The sequence below is a fragment of the Nocardia sp. GP40 genome, from assembly GCF_050434125.1.
In the GTDB taxonomy this organism is placed as follows: Bacteria; Actinomycetota; Actinomycetes; order Mycobacteriales; family Mycobacteriaceae; genus Nocardia; species Nocardia albiluteola.
This window is the reverse complement of record NZ_JBNPVW010000019.1, coordinates 128509-145490: the sequence shown is the minus strand read 5'-3', so window position 1 is coordinate 145490 and position 16982 is coordinate 128509. Positions and strand designations below refer to the sequence as shown.

General features: G+C 69.5%; 1 protein-coding gene (running past one end of the window). It reads left to right on the top strand.

The window, feature by feature from the left end; all coding sequences use genetic code 11:
• Nucleotides 1–16982, top strand: the 3' portion of a protein-coding gene (locus ABH933_RS40015; protein WP_429427014.1) for an ADP-ribosyltransferase. 26431 nt of this gene lie to the left of the window's left edge; the window shows 16982 of its 43413 coding nt (coding positions 26432–43413); its start codon lies off the left edge, out of view; the stop codon is at nt 16980–16982.

Genomic DNA, 16982 nt, shown 5'->3' with positions numbered 1-16982 from the left:
CGCCACCCACCGTCCGCGATATCGACCCGAACGACGCCACCGACCGGGACATCCAGCGCCTCGCGGTGCCCGGCCTCGGCAGCTCGCTCGAGGACGGGGTGCTGAAACTCCCGCTGTCCGCCGTGGTGGCCCGCCACAACCCGAGCAAGACGCTCATCAAGGTCGTGAACGACCTCATCCGGCACAGCGAACTGGAGGCCGCGGCCGCCCGGACGGACTCGACGACCGACGATTCCGACCAGGACCACGCGGACCTGACCGAGGACGAGGATCCCGCCGGCTCCTTCGCCATGCGGCCGCCCCGGAACCGGCCGCGCCGCACCACTACCACCGATACCGAGGCTCCGGCCGGACCCAGAATCGTCCTCACCAGCCCCGGGGGCGAGGAGCACGACATCGCCCCGCCGGAGTTCCCCGCGGCCACCCGCAGCAACTCGCCGGACAGCGGCACCGACTCGTCGTCGTCGGGCCCCTCCCTGCACAGCGACCGCGCCAGCGACGGCGGTTCCGACGCGGCGGGCTGGGCCGACATCGGCAAGGCCCTCGCGAAGGGCGCGGCACACTGGGTGGTCGATCAGGCCACCGGCGCCGGTAAGTGGGTGTGGCGCACCAACTTCGGCGAGCCGACCGCGAATCCGGAGTCGATGGGCCACTCCATCGTGCAGACCTCCCTGTCGACGCATCACATGAGTTCCTATGCGCCGCTGATCTTCCGCGACTCCTACAAGTTCGAGGTCGAGACCCCCGGCTCGCTCGCCGGTACCGATTACACCGTCGAGATCAAGGGTTATCTCGACGACGTGGAGGTGTTGGATCCGGCGGCCATCGACACCGAGCACTGGCTGGAGTCGACCAACGCCTCGTCGCAGACCGAGACCGATCAGCACGGGCACCAGACCAGCGGCAGCCTCGGCGGCCGCTACGGCGAGAAGGCCGATCACAGCTTCAATCCGATCGGCTCGTACCAGCACAACCGGTCCACCGCGACGCACATCACCAACACCGATACGACCGACACCCTCAGGGTCACCTCGGATTACGGCGGCAATGTCCACCGGCTCCGCGCGCGGGGGCACTACCTGGTCACGGTGAAGTCGGGCACCCGCAACGTCGGCACCGCCCTGGTCCCCGGGAAGCTCGCCCGCGGCATGCACCTGCGCGACAGTCGCTCCCGCATGGTCGACGCGCCGGAGGCCATGGAGATCTTCCTGACCGACAACGACCTGCACGCCAACCCCGATCTGCTGGAACGGGTGCAGCGCGCGTACACCGAGCGCGGCATCAACGCCAAGATCGCCGACGAGCAGCCCGCGAACCGCAAGCTGTCGACCGCGTTCTTCGACAAGAAGAACCCCGACAAGGACAACCTGATCGATTTCGGCGCGGCCACCGAGGTCGAATTCGAGGACGGCCGCGATGCCTACGAGAACACCGTCCGAGAACTGGTGGAGCGGTTGGCCCCCGGCGCCACCCAGGTCGAATCGGCCAACTACCGCCCCGGCCCGCTGCAGCGCATCAACCAGCAGACCACCAGCTTCGGCACCCGCACCCTCCCCAATGCCGGTTCCAAGGGCAAGACCTCGATCCACTTCGTCCACCGCCATCCGGTGTGGGGTCCGCGCCTGATCGAGATCAATTTCAACGTCAAGCCCCACCCCGACGTCCAGCTCAAGGACGTGCGCGGCAAAGTGGTCCCCGCCACCGCGGCCCTGGACAACGTGTTCGGCCACGCCCTGGGCACCAGCACCGGCACGAGCCGCTCCAGCGGACACCAGCTGAGCTTCAACCCGACAGGGCAGGACAACGGCGAGCGGCCCTCGGCGACCATCAACATTCAGCGCACGGGCACCCACAGCGATTCCCTCACCACCAGCAGCGATCGCCGCGCCTGGGAGCGCAGCAACGACGGCGTCGAATTCCAGTTCCGCACACTGCATTCGGTCGAGGTCAACTGGCGCCCCTGGACCGAGTCGCTGTCGACCTACGTGCTGGACAAGATCGGCACGGCGGCCGGCGCCCCCCTCTCCGCGGCCGGGAAATTGCTCGTGCGGGCCGGGCGGTACATGAATGTCCTGCCGGAACTGGATCCCGACGACCTTCCGGAGCCGCCCGTCCACACCGAGCGCGATACCCTGAACTCGTTGTCGCGCTTCCGTTTGCACAGCGCCAACGCACCCACCGAGTCCGATGCGAACTCGGAATCCGATCTCTCGGAGGTCTTCGACACCGATTCGGACGCCAGCTCCGACAGCGAGTCCGAGCCCGATCTCGGTCCCTCCCACACCAAGCCGGACACCTATCGCACCGACCCCACCATCCCGGTCCCGCCGCCCCCGCCCGGCAGCGTCGCCGTCGACATGCGATCGCCCGATGCGCAGCACGCACAGAATCTGCTCACCGGGCCGGTGTGGCGGCCCACGCGACCGATCGCGATCTACGACTTCGAGGGCCTGCCCGAGTTCGGCCGGGCGCTGCTGGCCGTGGACCCCTCGCTGCGCGACAACAACCAGACCCGCAGCTTCGAGGGCATGGGCGTGCGCCTGACCACGCTGGCCGAAAGCGGCGCGGACACCCCCCTGGGCCCGGAGAGCACCGCCCCGTTCCTGAACCTGGATGACACCGCCGATCTGCCTACCCCGCAACGACATCCGCGGGGCACCCGGGTCACCGAGACCTCGGTCCAGCTCACGCTGCACTCGCCGCGTATCGAGGAGTCCAGCTCGACCATCGCGATCGACCGCTTCGAGTTCACCAACAGCAGCGTGCAAACCCACGCCGACAACACCATCGCGATCAACCCGACCTTCGGGCTCAACTCGCCCTACACCGAGGACGGCGACCACCGCGGCACACCCACCATCCCGCTCGGCGGCCAGGTCGCCGGGCACGGCGGCACCGCGAACCTCGCCAGCGTCCGGCGCAACCTGTTGCGCTGGGGCACGCCGGCTTTGAACGCCGACGGCGAGGGCGCGGTCGGGCATCGCGTGCGCGCGGTCGCGCTGCTGCGGGTCACCGGCCCCAGGGGCACCGTCTGGGTCTCCGGCGACGTGGTCCTGCGCACGACCGAGGACAACCTCCCGCTGTCCCCCGACTTCCCCGAGCCCGATCGGGAGGCGCCCGCGCCGAAGACCCCGAAGCCGGTCAGCGACCCCGCCAAACCCAAGGCGCCCGAAACCAAACCCAAGACGGCGGACGATACGGCGGCCAAGGCGAAGGCGGACGCCGAGGCCAAGGCTGATAAGGCCAAGGCGGACAAGGCCAAAGCCGATAAGGCCAAGGCAGACGCAGAGGCAGCAGCCAAGACGAAGGCAGACGCCGAGGCCAGGGCCAAGGCCGATAAAGCCAAGGCAGACGCAGAGGCAGCAGCCAAGGCGAAAGCGACGGCGAAGAACGAAGATTCGGACTCGGACTTGTCGGACTCGGACGAGGAGGCCCCGCCCGTCACACCGAAGCCCAAGACCAAGGCCAAGGTCGTCGACGAGAGCGACAGCGAGAGCGAGGACGAAGACCCCGCGCCCATCACGCCCAAGCCCCTCGCCTCGTCGTCCGCGGGCAGCGTCGAGACCGTGCTGCACAAACCGGCCGACACCGCCGGGAAACCGGTCACCGACCCGAGCCGTCCCGAGTCCTCGGAGGAAACCCCCGCCGAGGACACGGTCGAACAACTCCGTCGCACGAAGCAGCAGCCCGGCGCCGACGACCGGGTGAAGCAATGGCAGCAGGACATGCGCGACGCCCTGAAGCAGGACGGCGAAGCCTCGGACGACGAGGCCGAGCACCGGGACCTCTCGGTGGACAAGCCCCCCAGCCCGCCCGCGGACATCTACCGACCCCCGTCGTCCGACGGGTCCGCCGAGACCGTCGTGCCCGCATCCAAGTCCACACCCGCACCGGCGGGCGCGGCCGACGCCGAAACGACGACATCGCCCAAGGAATCCAAGGGAAAGGGGAAGCGCACCTCGCCCGCGAGTTCCGTCGGGTCCGCCGGCACCACCCGCCGCATCCCCCGGGACGACGAGTCTGCCCATCTTTCCGACGACGAGCTGCCGCCACCGCCCGCCCGGCAACCCGCCGCCGACGCGCGGCAGCGTGGCCCCCGATTCGACTCGATCAGGAACGTCGCCCCGCCGGCGGGCCACGTCTGGGAATCCATGCCCCTCGACGGCGACTGCTACTTCTCCACCCTCGAACGCATCATCCACCGCAATGATCCGCCCGCCACTCTCCGCGAACTCCACAATCGCATCCGCGACCTTCGCGACCAGGTCGCCGACGAGTTCGCCGCCAACGCCAACGACTATTTCGAACAGTTCGAATCGATCGTCGCCGCCGCCGAACGCACGTCCACCGGACGGGCCTTCCGCAACCTCGATCGTCGCGAAGTCAGGGCACTGATCCAGGCGCGCGGCAACGGCCGACTCCGCGACGTCTTCGACCAACAGGTCGAGGACATTCGCACCCTCGGTATCTGGGAGAACGCGATCAGCCATCTCGTCCCCAACGCCAGCGCTCCCGTCCTCGACCGCATGAACCTCCTGGTCAGCCTGCGGACCACCCTGCACGGCGGGGCCGCCGACACGATCCTCGGGCCGGAGACCTTCGCGTCCGCCGACGCCGCGGTCCTGCTCCACGAGGACCACTTCTACCTCGCCGTGCCCCGGATCCACCCGCCCGCCAGGAACTGGGACGAACTCGCCGACCTCCTCGGCCCCGACCCCCTGCGGCACACCTCCGAATCCCTCACCCAGACCCCCGACGCCACCGATCGGGTCATCGCGTTCGGCGACCGCACGGGCGCCCGCTACCTCTGGCTGCCGCCCGCCGACGCGGCCTCCGACGGCGAATTGCGCGACGCCACAGACAATCCCGTCACCGTCACCATCGACGACCTCCTCACCGACCCCGCCATCACCGACATCCGCACACCGAATCCGGCCCCGCGCGCCCCATCCGGCAGCCGTCACACCGGGACCACGGACACTGCCGGATCCGGTGATCAGCAGCAGATCCCAACCTCCGGTACAACCCAGCACACCCCATCCGGTGAACGCCCCAGCGGCGCAACGAACACCACCGAATCCGGCGATCAGCAGCAGACCCCGACCCCCGATACAACCCAGCACACCCCGCCCGGTGAACGCCCCAGCGGCGCAACGAACACCACCGAATCCGGCGATCAGCAGCAGACCCCACGGACCGAACCGGCTGCACACGACAGCGACAGTGACAGCGACAACGAGAACGACAGCGACGAAACCTCCTCGACGGCGTCGGACGATGCCCCGGCGCTCCCCTCCTTCCAGGAGACCGGCCCACAGGGCGAGAGGGTCGGCGTATTCGAGCCCGGGGTCTTCCACCGGTCCTTCACCGGCGGCATATACCGACCCGGCACTCGAATCTATGGTTTCTCGCCCCGCGGAATAGTTCGGCTGACGGCGACTGAGGACGGGTACATCAGGCGCGACCAGTCCAACGACCTCTCCGTCCACGACAGGGCGTCGTACAGCCTGCAGGAAGCCCGGGAGTTCGTGGGCGGACTCGTCGAGAACGGCGAACTCACCTCGATCGTGGTCCGCATGCCGGGCGCCGCCCGCCCCGGGCCGGACGAGCAATTGACCAATACCGCTCTGGCACAACGGTTGCAACAACGCAACGACTTCGTCACCGGCACGCAATTCCGGTTCTCGGGCGGCCAGGCCGCCCTGATGGCGGACGGCAACGTCGCGCTCCGCCCACCGGGGAGCGCGGCGACCGACACGATCACCGTCACCCGGGCCGACTTCATCAACCGCCTGTCCCAGAGCCGGACACCGTTCTCCGTCGATATCACCCACCCGGGCCCGCCCCATTGGCGCCGCGTCCACAGCGCCGGCCAGGACCCGGTGATCACGACGCTGGCCGCTGTGCACAACGCCAACCCGAGCCAGCTTCGCACCCACGTGGCCGGTCTCCTGGAGACCGATCTGAATGGCCATCGCCGTGCCAGCCTCGCGCCGGGCTCGAGCCGCTTCGTCGAGCGCATCGGCTCCGATGTCTTCGACGCCGCACAGTCCGTCCATCGCGCCGGGGTCCACCGGCTCATGCAGGGCACCACCCCGGCCAGTGCCGCCGACGTTCGCCAACACGCCGCTCAGTTCGAGAACACGCAGTCCCGGATGCGCGCCGACCAGGCTCAGCGGGTGATCGATGCGCTGCGCGCCGGAACCGCCACCGACACCCATGTGGCCGGACGCCACGCCATCGACTTCACGCTCTTCGCCGCCGCGAACATCACGCGGACGAATGTCGTTGTCATGCATGGTGACCGGATACAGGGTCAGATCCTGTCCAACCCCGGCCAACCGATCCTGTTCCTCCGGCGCAACGAGGACGGCAGCTACGACGTCGGAACCACCGCCCCGCAGAACGGTAATTTGTTCGCAGGCTCGATTCCTGCCGCGGACGTACCGACCGCCGCGTCCCAGCAACCGCGCCCGCGGACCGCCCCATCCCCATCGGCCGAACCGGCCACCGCCACGCCGCCCGGCCCCAGCCCCACCGTGTCTCTCCGCCCCACCGCGGTACAGCCGGCTACCGTCACCGGCCGATCGGTGCCGACCGGCCTGGAGCAGGCCGGCATCGGACATGTCGGCGGGGACGGCGTCCGGGTATTCGATACCGACGCAGCGGGTTTGAACTTCGGCGAGACCGTTCTGAACAACTGGCCCGAGCTCACCGCGCCGCAGCAGAACGCGATATTCGCCTACGACCAGATGCCGATCGCCAATATCCTGCTCCGGCGCGGCGAACAGCAGATGCAGCAGTATCTCGATCGATTCCGCCACCAGGCCGCCGCCCTGGACCTGCTGTCGGAACTGACCGGATCCGAGCGGCCGTCGATGGCCGATCTGACGCCGTTCCGTGGGGCCGGCGAGGACGCCCTACCCGCGACGATCCAGGACCCCGTCCGCCGCACCCGGACCAGCCTGGTGCTCCGCGCGATCTTCGACAGCCCGCGCCCGGAGGGCGTGCTGCACCAGATACTCACCGACGCCGACTTCAATACCGCCGTCACGACCCACTTCCAGCGCTATTTCGGCACCACACCGAGCCTCGACGCCCTCGACCACGAGATCGAACTCCTCGACGAGGCGACCGAGCGGCCGCTGCCGCTCACCGAGGATGTCCGTGTCGTGCGCGGCCTGGAAAGCATCGGATTCCTGCGCGACCGGAACGGGGACCCCCTGGGGAACGGCGACCCGTCCCGGCTCGTGGGAACGGTGCAAGAGGAGCGCGGCTACCTGTCGACCTCGGTCAGCCGCGACCCAATCGCCATTTCGGGCGGCCTCCGATACAATTACCGGCTCAATCTCACCGTGCCCGTCGGGGCCCACGGCCTCTGGGTCGGACTGCTCGGATTCGACAGGGTCATACCGAATGTCGCCGAACTCCTGCTGCCGCGCGGCACCCGCTACCACATCACGGGCGTAACCCGGGACCCGACGACCGGCATGGTCACCCTCGATGCCCGTGTCGTGCCGCCCGGCGGCCGCCGACCCGAATCCCCGGGACCGGCCGAGAGTCCCGAACCGCCGCAGCGGCGTACCCCCGACCGCGACGGATCCGGCTCCCCGCATCGGGAAACGGATGCGGGCGGCTCCGGCGGGAACCGATCGCAGACACCGAGCCCGCCCGCCGGAACCAGGACCCCGCCCCGGCCAAGCACCGGCACGACGACCCCGCCGACCGAACGCCGCGGCACACCCGACCGACTATCCGACGGAAGCACCGGAACTCGTACAGACATCTCTCCGCCGGTACGAAACACAGTGCAGCGCTTCAGTTCCCAGATCCCAGCCCATGACTCCCCCGATGCGACTTCACCCGGCGACACCTCGACTGAGTTGTCCCACAGGGTATTCGACCAACCAGTTCTCCGACCATCCGGCGACGCACCACCTTCCAAACACCCGTCGCATGCGAGCACTGTCCGATACGACGGCACCGCCGCACACGTCACCGCCACGGCCCCGGCACAGTCCACCGCGGTGCACGACACCGCCGAGACCGCACCCGACTGCGTCGTCGACGCGCTCACCGCGATCGCACACGACCTCCCCGCCGCGCCGATCGAGATACCGCGGCAGGCCGCCGAACTACCCGGGCGTTCGAGGCACGAAGCCGAGCGGGCCGCGGGCGGCGAACTCCTCGGATACTCCGACCACGACCGCATCGCCGAACAACTCCGACGTCTCGGCCCCGGGGCGCAGGCCCTGGTCGTCGGCGTGCACCCGGCCGTCGGCACGAACGGCATCGGCGCGCACGCTTACCGAATGATCAACCGGGACAACACCATCGTCGTCGACGACGCGGCCGATCCCGCCCACACGGTGCCCGGCCAACGCCCCGCGGCGAGCGTCCACGCCCTCCTCTACGCCCCCACCGGCGCCACGGCCCGCCCCACCGGTTCGCGCGGCGACGCCATCCCCGAATTCCCGGCCGGCATTCGTATCGGCGCACCGACCGACGTCCTCGAAACCAGGGGCCCACCAACGGTTTCGGTCCACGGACTCGAACCTCCCACCCTGCCCGACAACGAGCGCCTACTCGACGCGTCGGGTCGGCAGATCCTCTCGGACGAGGACAAGCGCAGGCTGCTGCCCGAGCTCGGCGTACCGATCGAACTCCCGCGCCCGACCATGCCCGATCACAGCCCCGCGCTGGCGCTGGTCGACGGATACGGCACGGTCGTACACCTGCCGGCCACCGGCACCGGCGAGGTGACACCCATCCGGCCGATATTCGGGGCGGCCACCCACTACGCACTCACGCTCGAGGACGGATCGACCCACCGCATCCCCATCCCACTGACCGATGGCCTCGCGTTCGACTTCGGCGAGAACGGCCGGCCCGACACACTCAGCTGGAATTTCCCGGACGGCCTCGTGCGCCTGCTCGGCACCGACGAGGCGGGCCGTCCCGCCTCGATCGACCTGCCGCACGAAACTCCCGTGGTGGCCCGGTCCGGCCCGCAGGGTTTGCGGTCGGTCAGGCGCCCCGGCCGCCCGGAATGGTTCATCGTCAACGCTCCGCACAGCGTCCTGCCGGAGTTGCCGACACTGGTCGCCCGGCATGATCATCAGCTGTTCGGACCCGATGGACTACCCACACCGCAGGACGCGCGCCGCGGCGCCATCGACGACTCGTCCCTGGCTGACCAGCTCGCTTCCAAGGCCGGCGAGGCCCCCCGGGCGATCGCCGACAGGTTCCACGACCACGGCGACGGCACCGCCAGCATCCGCTTCACGGTCGAAACCTCCGACGGTCCCCCGAAGTGGGTCCGCGTCGAGAAAAGCATCTACGTCACCCCCGGAACTGAGCAGGGGCACTTCATCGGCCACAACCCCGGAGAACCACTGTGGGCGGCCATGGTCGACAGGGCGCACGGACCCGACCGGGTCCTGCACCCGGGGGCCGCCCGGCTGCCGCAGGCGGATCCCTTTGTCCAACACCCGAACCAAGGCCAGGTCGGCCTGGACGGCGTGCGCCGGTTCGACACCGACGAGGCCGGCGACAACTTCGGCTTCCACCGGTTACCCACCCTGTCCGACCTGCCCGAGCGGGTACGCGACGCGGTGCACGCGTACGTCGGCGCACAGGTGGTCAACCAGGCGCTGCGTGAGACCGCCACGGACGACGAACTCGACCGGTGGATCGCGAACCTGGCCAGAAACGCCGAGTCGGTGCGCTCGGTCAGCCGCTCGAATACCAGCATTCCCACATTCGACGAGCTGGTCGATCGGATGAATACGCTGATCGGGAAGGATGACGGCCGCACTCGAGCCGACGACGCGCAACTGCGGGCGCTGGGCGATATTCTGTCCACGCCGGACCCCTCCGCCACCTGGGAGCGGATGGTCGACGCCGCCGCGGTCTACGACATCCTGCGCGTCCACTACCAGCACGGCTACGCGGGCCACCCCGGTTACGGACGTCCCGCCGACCGGGGCGCCGTCCGGCACGAAATCGCCCTGCTCGACCAGGCCCACCGGCCACTGCCCCTGACCGAGCCGATCGTCGTCGTCCGCGCGCTCAGGGACGTCGGCTTCATGACCATCGACGACCACGGCACTCCACTCGGCGATCGGGACCCCCGGCTACTACGCGGCACCGTCCAGCACGAGCGCGGCTACATGTCGACCTCGATCGGCGCCGGCATGCCCGAACTGCCCGGCGGCGCCCGGAAATATCGCCTGGCACTGACCATCCCCCCCAACGTTCGAGGCCTCTACATCGGGCGCGACGGCGCCGCACCCGAACAACGCGAACTCCTGCTCCAACGCGACCTCGACTACCGGATCACAGGCGTCGAGGGGGAAGACCCCACCGGGGTCATCGTCGTGCACGCCACCGTCGAACCTCCCCAAGCACTCGACCATCCCGCCGGCGCCGTCGATCCCTCCGCAGGGCAGACCGGCGACGCCTCTCGCCGACCCCCCACCCACGACCCGATCGCCCCTGGGGCACCACGGATGGTCCCCCAATCAGGTGACGGCGCAACATCTCTCACAACCGAGCGCCGGGATGCCACAGGTTCCGACCCCAGTCCTATCGATGAGAACGCCGATACGGGCGACGCCCCCGCCGCCGCCCCTGCCCATGAGCCCGCCCCGCCCTCGCGCTCTCGCGTGCCGGACCGCTGGGAGCCGGTCGCCGCCGATCGGGATCCGCTGTTCGCCGCGATGACCCGAATCTGGAACCTGACCGAGCCGGACATCCGCCAACGCCTCGACTCGTTCCTGGGCGGGACCGAGCGAGAAGAACAACGCCGACGCAGGCGCCCGGACTACGACCGCCGGAACGGGGCGATCGACGACCCGGAATGGGATCGGGAGCAGGCGCGACGACAGGAATTCGACCGGCAGCTGGCATACCGGAGAGGCCTGCTGGCCCCTAACGATCCGTCGACACCGCACATCCCCTCGGACGCGACCGCCACTACCGACCTGCTGCAGCTGGCCGGTGAGGCATTCGGCAGGAACGTGGTATTCACGCACCCGGATGGGCGGACCACCGAGATCATCGGGAAACCAACCAAACCCTTGGTGTTCATGCGCAACACGGCACAGGGCGACTACGAGATCGGCCTCACCCACGTCGGGGGCCTGTTCATGGCCTCGGGCCAGCTCGGCATGTCCACCCGGCTCAGCTCCCCCCTCGCGCTAGTGCCCCGCGATCGGATTCCACCGCCGCGGGACCGGGTGCTGTCCACCACGCACGCCCCGCTGCTCGGCGGTGCGACGCTGCAGAAAAAGTACATCGGCGAGGACGGACCCGTCGTCCCGATCGAGACCGGCGTCGACGCGGTCCCCGGCAAGAAAAAGGGGCGCCGCCCGGTGGCTCCCACCCCGGTGCGGCGCATGGACGCCGAGGAACTCGAGGCCCATCGGCTCTTCATCGGCGAGGACGGCAGGCTCTACCGGGCCGCCGACGGCCGGCTGTTCGACACCAGGCAGATCACCTCCACCCGCCGCGACGGCGACGGCCTGGCCATGTTCGTCATGGACGAATTCGGCAACCTCTACGCCTCCGAACCCGAAATCGACGGACTGCACCACTCGTCGTTCCTGCGCGGCCCGTGGGTGACCGCGGCCGGCGAGATCGAGGTTCGCGACGGCCTGCTGGTCGCGATGACCGACACCAGCGGACACTTCCTGCCACGCCCGGAGGTCAACGATTACGCGCTGGATTGGCTGCGGCGCCAGGGTCTCGCGGTCAGCGACAGATTCGTCCGGCGCGCCTTCAACGGCCAGCCGCGTGAGCGGTCCGGCGAACTCGACCGCCAGCGCACCGAGGTCACCCACCGCCAGATCCTGCTCGACGCCGCCGACCAGGCGCTGGCCCGCCAGGAGAGCGCACTCGGCGCATCACCTTCCCGCGAGGCCGTGCGGGCCGAACGCGACAGCCTGGAACGGCGACGGGCCGAGCTGAACCGCTGGCGCGAAGGCCTTGCCGCCGAACAGCTTCAGCCGGACCTGAAGGACCAGCTCTACGCGCTCCCGACACCGACCGGACCGCACGACCGCATGAGCGTCCCGCAGGCACCGCGGGGGTTCGACGACGCGGGCTTCACCGCATCGCAACGGGCGGCGTGGTGGCACGAGCACGGCCGTTCTTGGTGGGACGCACTGCATTTCGAGCAGATATCACCCGAGTACCAGGCAACCCTGCTCACCGATCACCCCGGGCTGCGCAACGGCGAGGGCATCCCCGCCGACGTGCGAGATATCTTGAACCGCAGGCATATCCAGCTGGAGATTGCCCGGCTGGTCGCCGCTGCGGACCCGACACCGGACGATCTGCGGCAATCGCAGAACCTGAAAACTACGCTGGCCGACCTGCACGCCGCGGAACTCGAGGCCGCAATCGCCGCCCGGCACAACGGCATCGATACACCCCCCGTGCGTCTACTCTCCTTCCACCAGGCCACGCCCGGCCGCCGCGCCGGCGCGACCATCGCATTCGGGCCCGTGGACACCGCGGCGACGGTGCACTGGCATGCCTCGCGGAACACCGCGAGCGACTCGACGGGCCACACGATCACCGAGGCTGCCACGCGGCACGCGCACACCGCTGCGACACAACCGGATCACGCGACGGTGGCATGGATCGATCACGAGGCCCCGGAGCCATCCCGGTCGCTCGGTCGCATGTTCCGCGGCCACGGCGAACCCGACCGGCTCGGCACGGCGATCTCGGCATTCGCCGCCGCACGCCGCCCCGGCGAGAACGGTGCCGAACCGGCGCGGATTCAGCTGTTCGCGCCCGAATCGCTGGCGAAATCCGCGATACCGCACGTTGATTCATCCCTCGTCACGGTTCATGGAAACCAGGTGCACCCGGCCGCGTCGGTCGCGGAAACCCAACAGGCACACGATGTTTCGTTGGACGTGACGACCGGCGAGCCGGTCCTGTCCGGCACCGCGCGACCGTACGCGCAGACGCTGGGCACGATGCTGGCCGGGCAGGGACCGATCGACTTCGCCCGTGTCCTGACGCTGCTGCGCCACGCGAGCACCGCGCGGGACCCGCGCCCGCTCGACGGAGCGTTCGCGGCCGAGCACGACCGGACGCTGCGGGATGCGGTCCGGCAGGCGGTACAGCAGAAGCGGCTGCACCCGGCCCAGGAACAGCGGATGGCTCGGCTGATGGGCTGGCAGCCGAAGCAGACGCTCCCCGCCGACGCGCCCGCCCCGCCCCGCGCGGCGGCACCACCGGGCCAGGCGCCGGAGGATCTGCCGGAGGTGCGCGACTACGTCCAGGCGATTCGATCCGCCACCAGCACCGAAGGCGTGCTGGCCCTGGTGGAGCAGCTGGACCGCAACCCGCGCAGGCTGTGGGCGGTACAGGCCGCGTACACGGCGCAGACCGACGGCCGCGACCTGGCGCGGGACCTGCACACCGCGCTACCGGACGACAAGGACTACATCGACCACGTACTCGCCGAACCACCGGCGGAATCCACGGCCTGGAATCCCGGCAGCGAGCCGGCGCCGGTCGAGTGGGATACGGCACTGGGATGGTTCGAGCACATCGGGAACATGAGCTTCGAACACTGGACCGGCCACCACCCGCTGCCCCACGCCTACATCGACACCGGGTGCGTCCAGATGGCGCATCACGTTGCGCTGGAACTGATCCGGCTGGGCACGCAGCCCCGCAAGATCCTCGTCAACGGCGAGGACATCCTGATGACGCAGCACCTGCCGGACGGCTGGACCAATCGGCTCGCGTGGCGCCACCATGTCGCCAATCTCGTATACACCCGCGACCAGGACGGTCACGCCGACTGGATGGTCTGGGATCCGTCGGTCGCCCGCGAACCGGTGACAGCGCGAGAGTGGCTGGCGGCCATACGCATCGACGCCGATACCGCGGAACGCCTCGAGGGGCCGGTCGAGGACGTCACCGACACCTTCGGCAGACGCCGCGCCGAGGATGTCGCCAACGACCGGATCCTGGAGCGGTGGAGGCCCGGCGGCTATCTGCGCGATCCGACCGTGGTCGTCACGGATGCGCACGCGATGGCCCTGGCGCCGGGCCGGCTGCTACCGCCCGACCGGGGTCAGCAGGTACACCATTCGAAGACACTGCGGGAGCTCGACCGGGCGCTGGCGAGCGACGACAGCGATAAGCGCCTGCTGGAAAACCTGAACATCATCGCGCGCCGGAAACTCGGCGGCGAGGTCTCCGATGCCGTGGAGGACTATCTCCGCACCCGCGAGGCCGAGGGCACAACACCCGACGAGGACGAGATCCTCGACATCGTCTGGTCGCTGCTCAGGGGCAACCCGGCGAGGGTGGGATTGCTGGAGGACAGCCCCGGACTCATGGCGCAGCTGCGAACGCATCTGCGTACCCGGTTCGATGCCCTCATCGCGGGAACCCGGGCCTCGGACTCGGACGACGAATACGCCTCGCAACTCGCCACGATCCTGGGCGGCACCGGCCCGATCGACTTCCGTGCGCTGCTGGACAATCTGCGCCACGCGACCGCGCAACGCGACAGCGCCTTCGTGGAGGCCGCCTACCAGGCGGGCTACGAGAACCGGACGGACGGCGCCATGCGGTTGGACGACGCGGTGCGCCAGGCCCGCCGGGCGGACCGGTTGACGAGCCCTCAGGTGTCCCGGATCGCGCGACTGATGGGCTGGGCGCCCGATGCCGAGCCCCCCGCCACCCTGACTCCGCCCCGGACCGACGTTCCGCCGGGCGAGCACCCGGAGGACCTGCCGGAGGTGCGAAACTACGCGAATGCGGTGTGGGAGTACGTCGATTCCCGCCGACCCGACGCCGCGCTCGCACTGGTCACGCGGCTGGACCGGGATCCGCCGCGGCTGTGGGCCGTTCAGGGCGCCTACCGGCGGGCGTCCGGCGGACGCGAACTGATCGCGGACCTGCGCGACGCGCTCCCCGGCGAGCACGACTACATCGACCACGTCTTCGCCGAGCCGCCCGCGACCGTCCTGGCCTGGGCATCCGATGCCGCGCCGACGCCGGTCCAGGAGGAGAAGACGACCGAGTGGATCCGCGCGCTGTACCGCGGAACGTTCGAGGGTCCGACCGGTGACCTGCCGCTGTCCTCGCTCGAGGTCGGATCGCCGGAACGGGCGCAGCGAATCGCCTCGGCGCTGACCCGCCTGGGCACCCATCCCCGCAAGATCATCATCACGGGCCCGGACATGCGGGTGAACGCGCGGATTCCGGGCATGGCGCAGCGCCAGGTGCCACTCCGGCAGTACGTCGGAATCCTCGTGCACACGGTCGAATTCGGCGTGCCCAGCTGGCAGGTGCTGGATCCCGCGCTGAGCAACTCGCCGATCGGCCTGCAGGAGTTGCTGACATCGCTGAACATGCCGAACATCCCCGCGGACAGGCAACTTCGGGGTCCCGCGCCGGAGATCACCGAGTCGCTCGCCGAACTGCACATGCGGGATCCGTCGCGATGGACGCCCGAGGGCGATCCGCTCGATCCGATGATCGTGATCACGGACGCCAACCCGACACGCACCCATACCCCGATGTTCTCGATCGACACCGAGCGATGGCGGCCGCTACGGGCCGACGCTTCGAATCCCGCCCTCGAGGACGCCTTCGTCATGCGGCCGCCGGACACCCCGGACGGGCAGCCCACGATCGGCCGCGGCAATCACAGCGGCACCCGGCAGATCGTGCGATACGACCTCGACACCACGCCGGACGAATGGAAGTTCCGGCTCCGCGTCCACCTGAAACCCGGTGCCGGAGCGACGAAGTCGACGCTGGCCGAGATCATCTCGAAGGCGGCCGGCGCCAACCGGGGCATCAATCGGGACATCGGCGAGTCCGGCCTGACGCTGCCCGGCACCGACGCGACGATGTCGTCGAGGGTGGAGTTCGTCGACGACCCGGCCACCGCGCACCTGGTGGTGGAGGCCATGCCGGGGCTGCCGAGCCAGGACGAGCCGATGAATCAGCTCCGCTGGTTCGCCGGGGCGGCGCCGGACAAGTTCAAACACGAGATCCTGCACACGTACGGTCCGCAGGACGGGTACCGGCTCCCGCGCGGCCTGCTGCGCCCGACCGGCCCGAACGCGCAGGCGCAGCCCGACGATGTGATGGGCGCGATGAACAACGACGGCCCCTTCCGGGTCCTGGACCACCACCTGGCCCAGATCGTCGACGTAGCGGCCCCGTACCTGCCCGCCGACCCCGCCATCGCGCGCCCCGCGCCAACCGCCCGGCAGTCCTCGCCCGACCACCACCCCCAGCACGAGTTCGACCTGCCGCCGGAGGTCAACCAGGACCTGCTCGTGCCGGAGGACCGCGGCCAGGTCGTCGAGTCCGAACCCGGCGCCATCGTCTATCACACCACCGAGCTCGGCCCGGACACGGCGTTCAACACCGGCATTCCACCCAAGAACCCGGCCGATCCCCAAACCATCCACACCCACGTCAGCACCACCGGAAAATCACAGTTCGTATCGACGTCGCTGGACGAGACCTACAAGCACAAGCACTACCGCTACAAATACAAGATCCGCTCCACGACCTCCGGTATCGACGTCGCCGAAACCTTTGCCCTGCAGGGACACAGGTACGTCTTCAACTGGGAGAAGGAGGTCGCCTTCACCGAGACCATCCCCAACACGGACATCGTCGAGGTCTACGACCTCGAGACCAAGCAAACAATCCCCAACCCCAACTATCGGCCGCCCGTCCCCGAGGTACCGCCCGGCGAAGCCCTCGCGGACAACGCCCCAGCTGAGGCGCCGCCCGACGAGCAGGAAGTCCTCGCGGAGGGCGACCCGGCCGAGGAGCCGCCCAACGAACCCGCGCAGTCCCTCGAAGAGCCCGGCGCAGAACACGAATCCGCCGAGCCTGCCGCACACGGCTCCGAAACCGACGGCGGGCTCGGCGAATCCTCCTCGGAGGCATCGGATGTCGCCCCGGGCGTCCCCTAA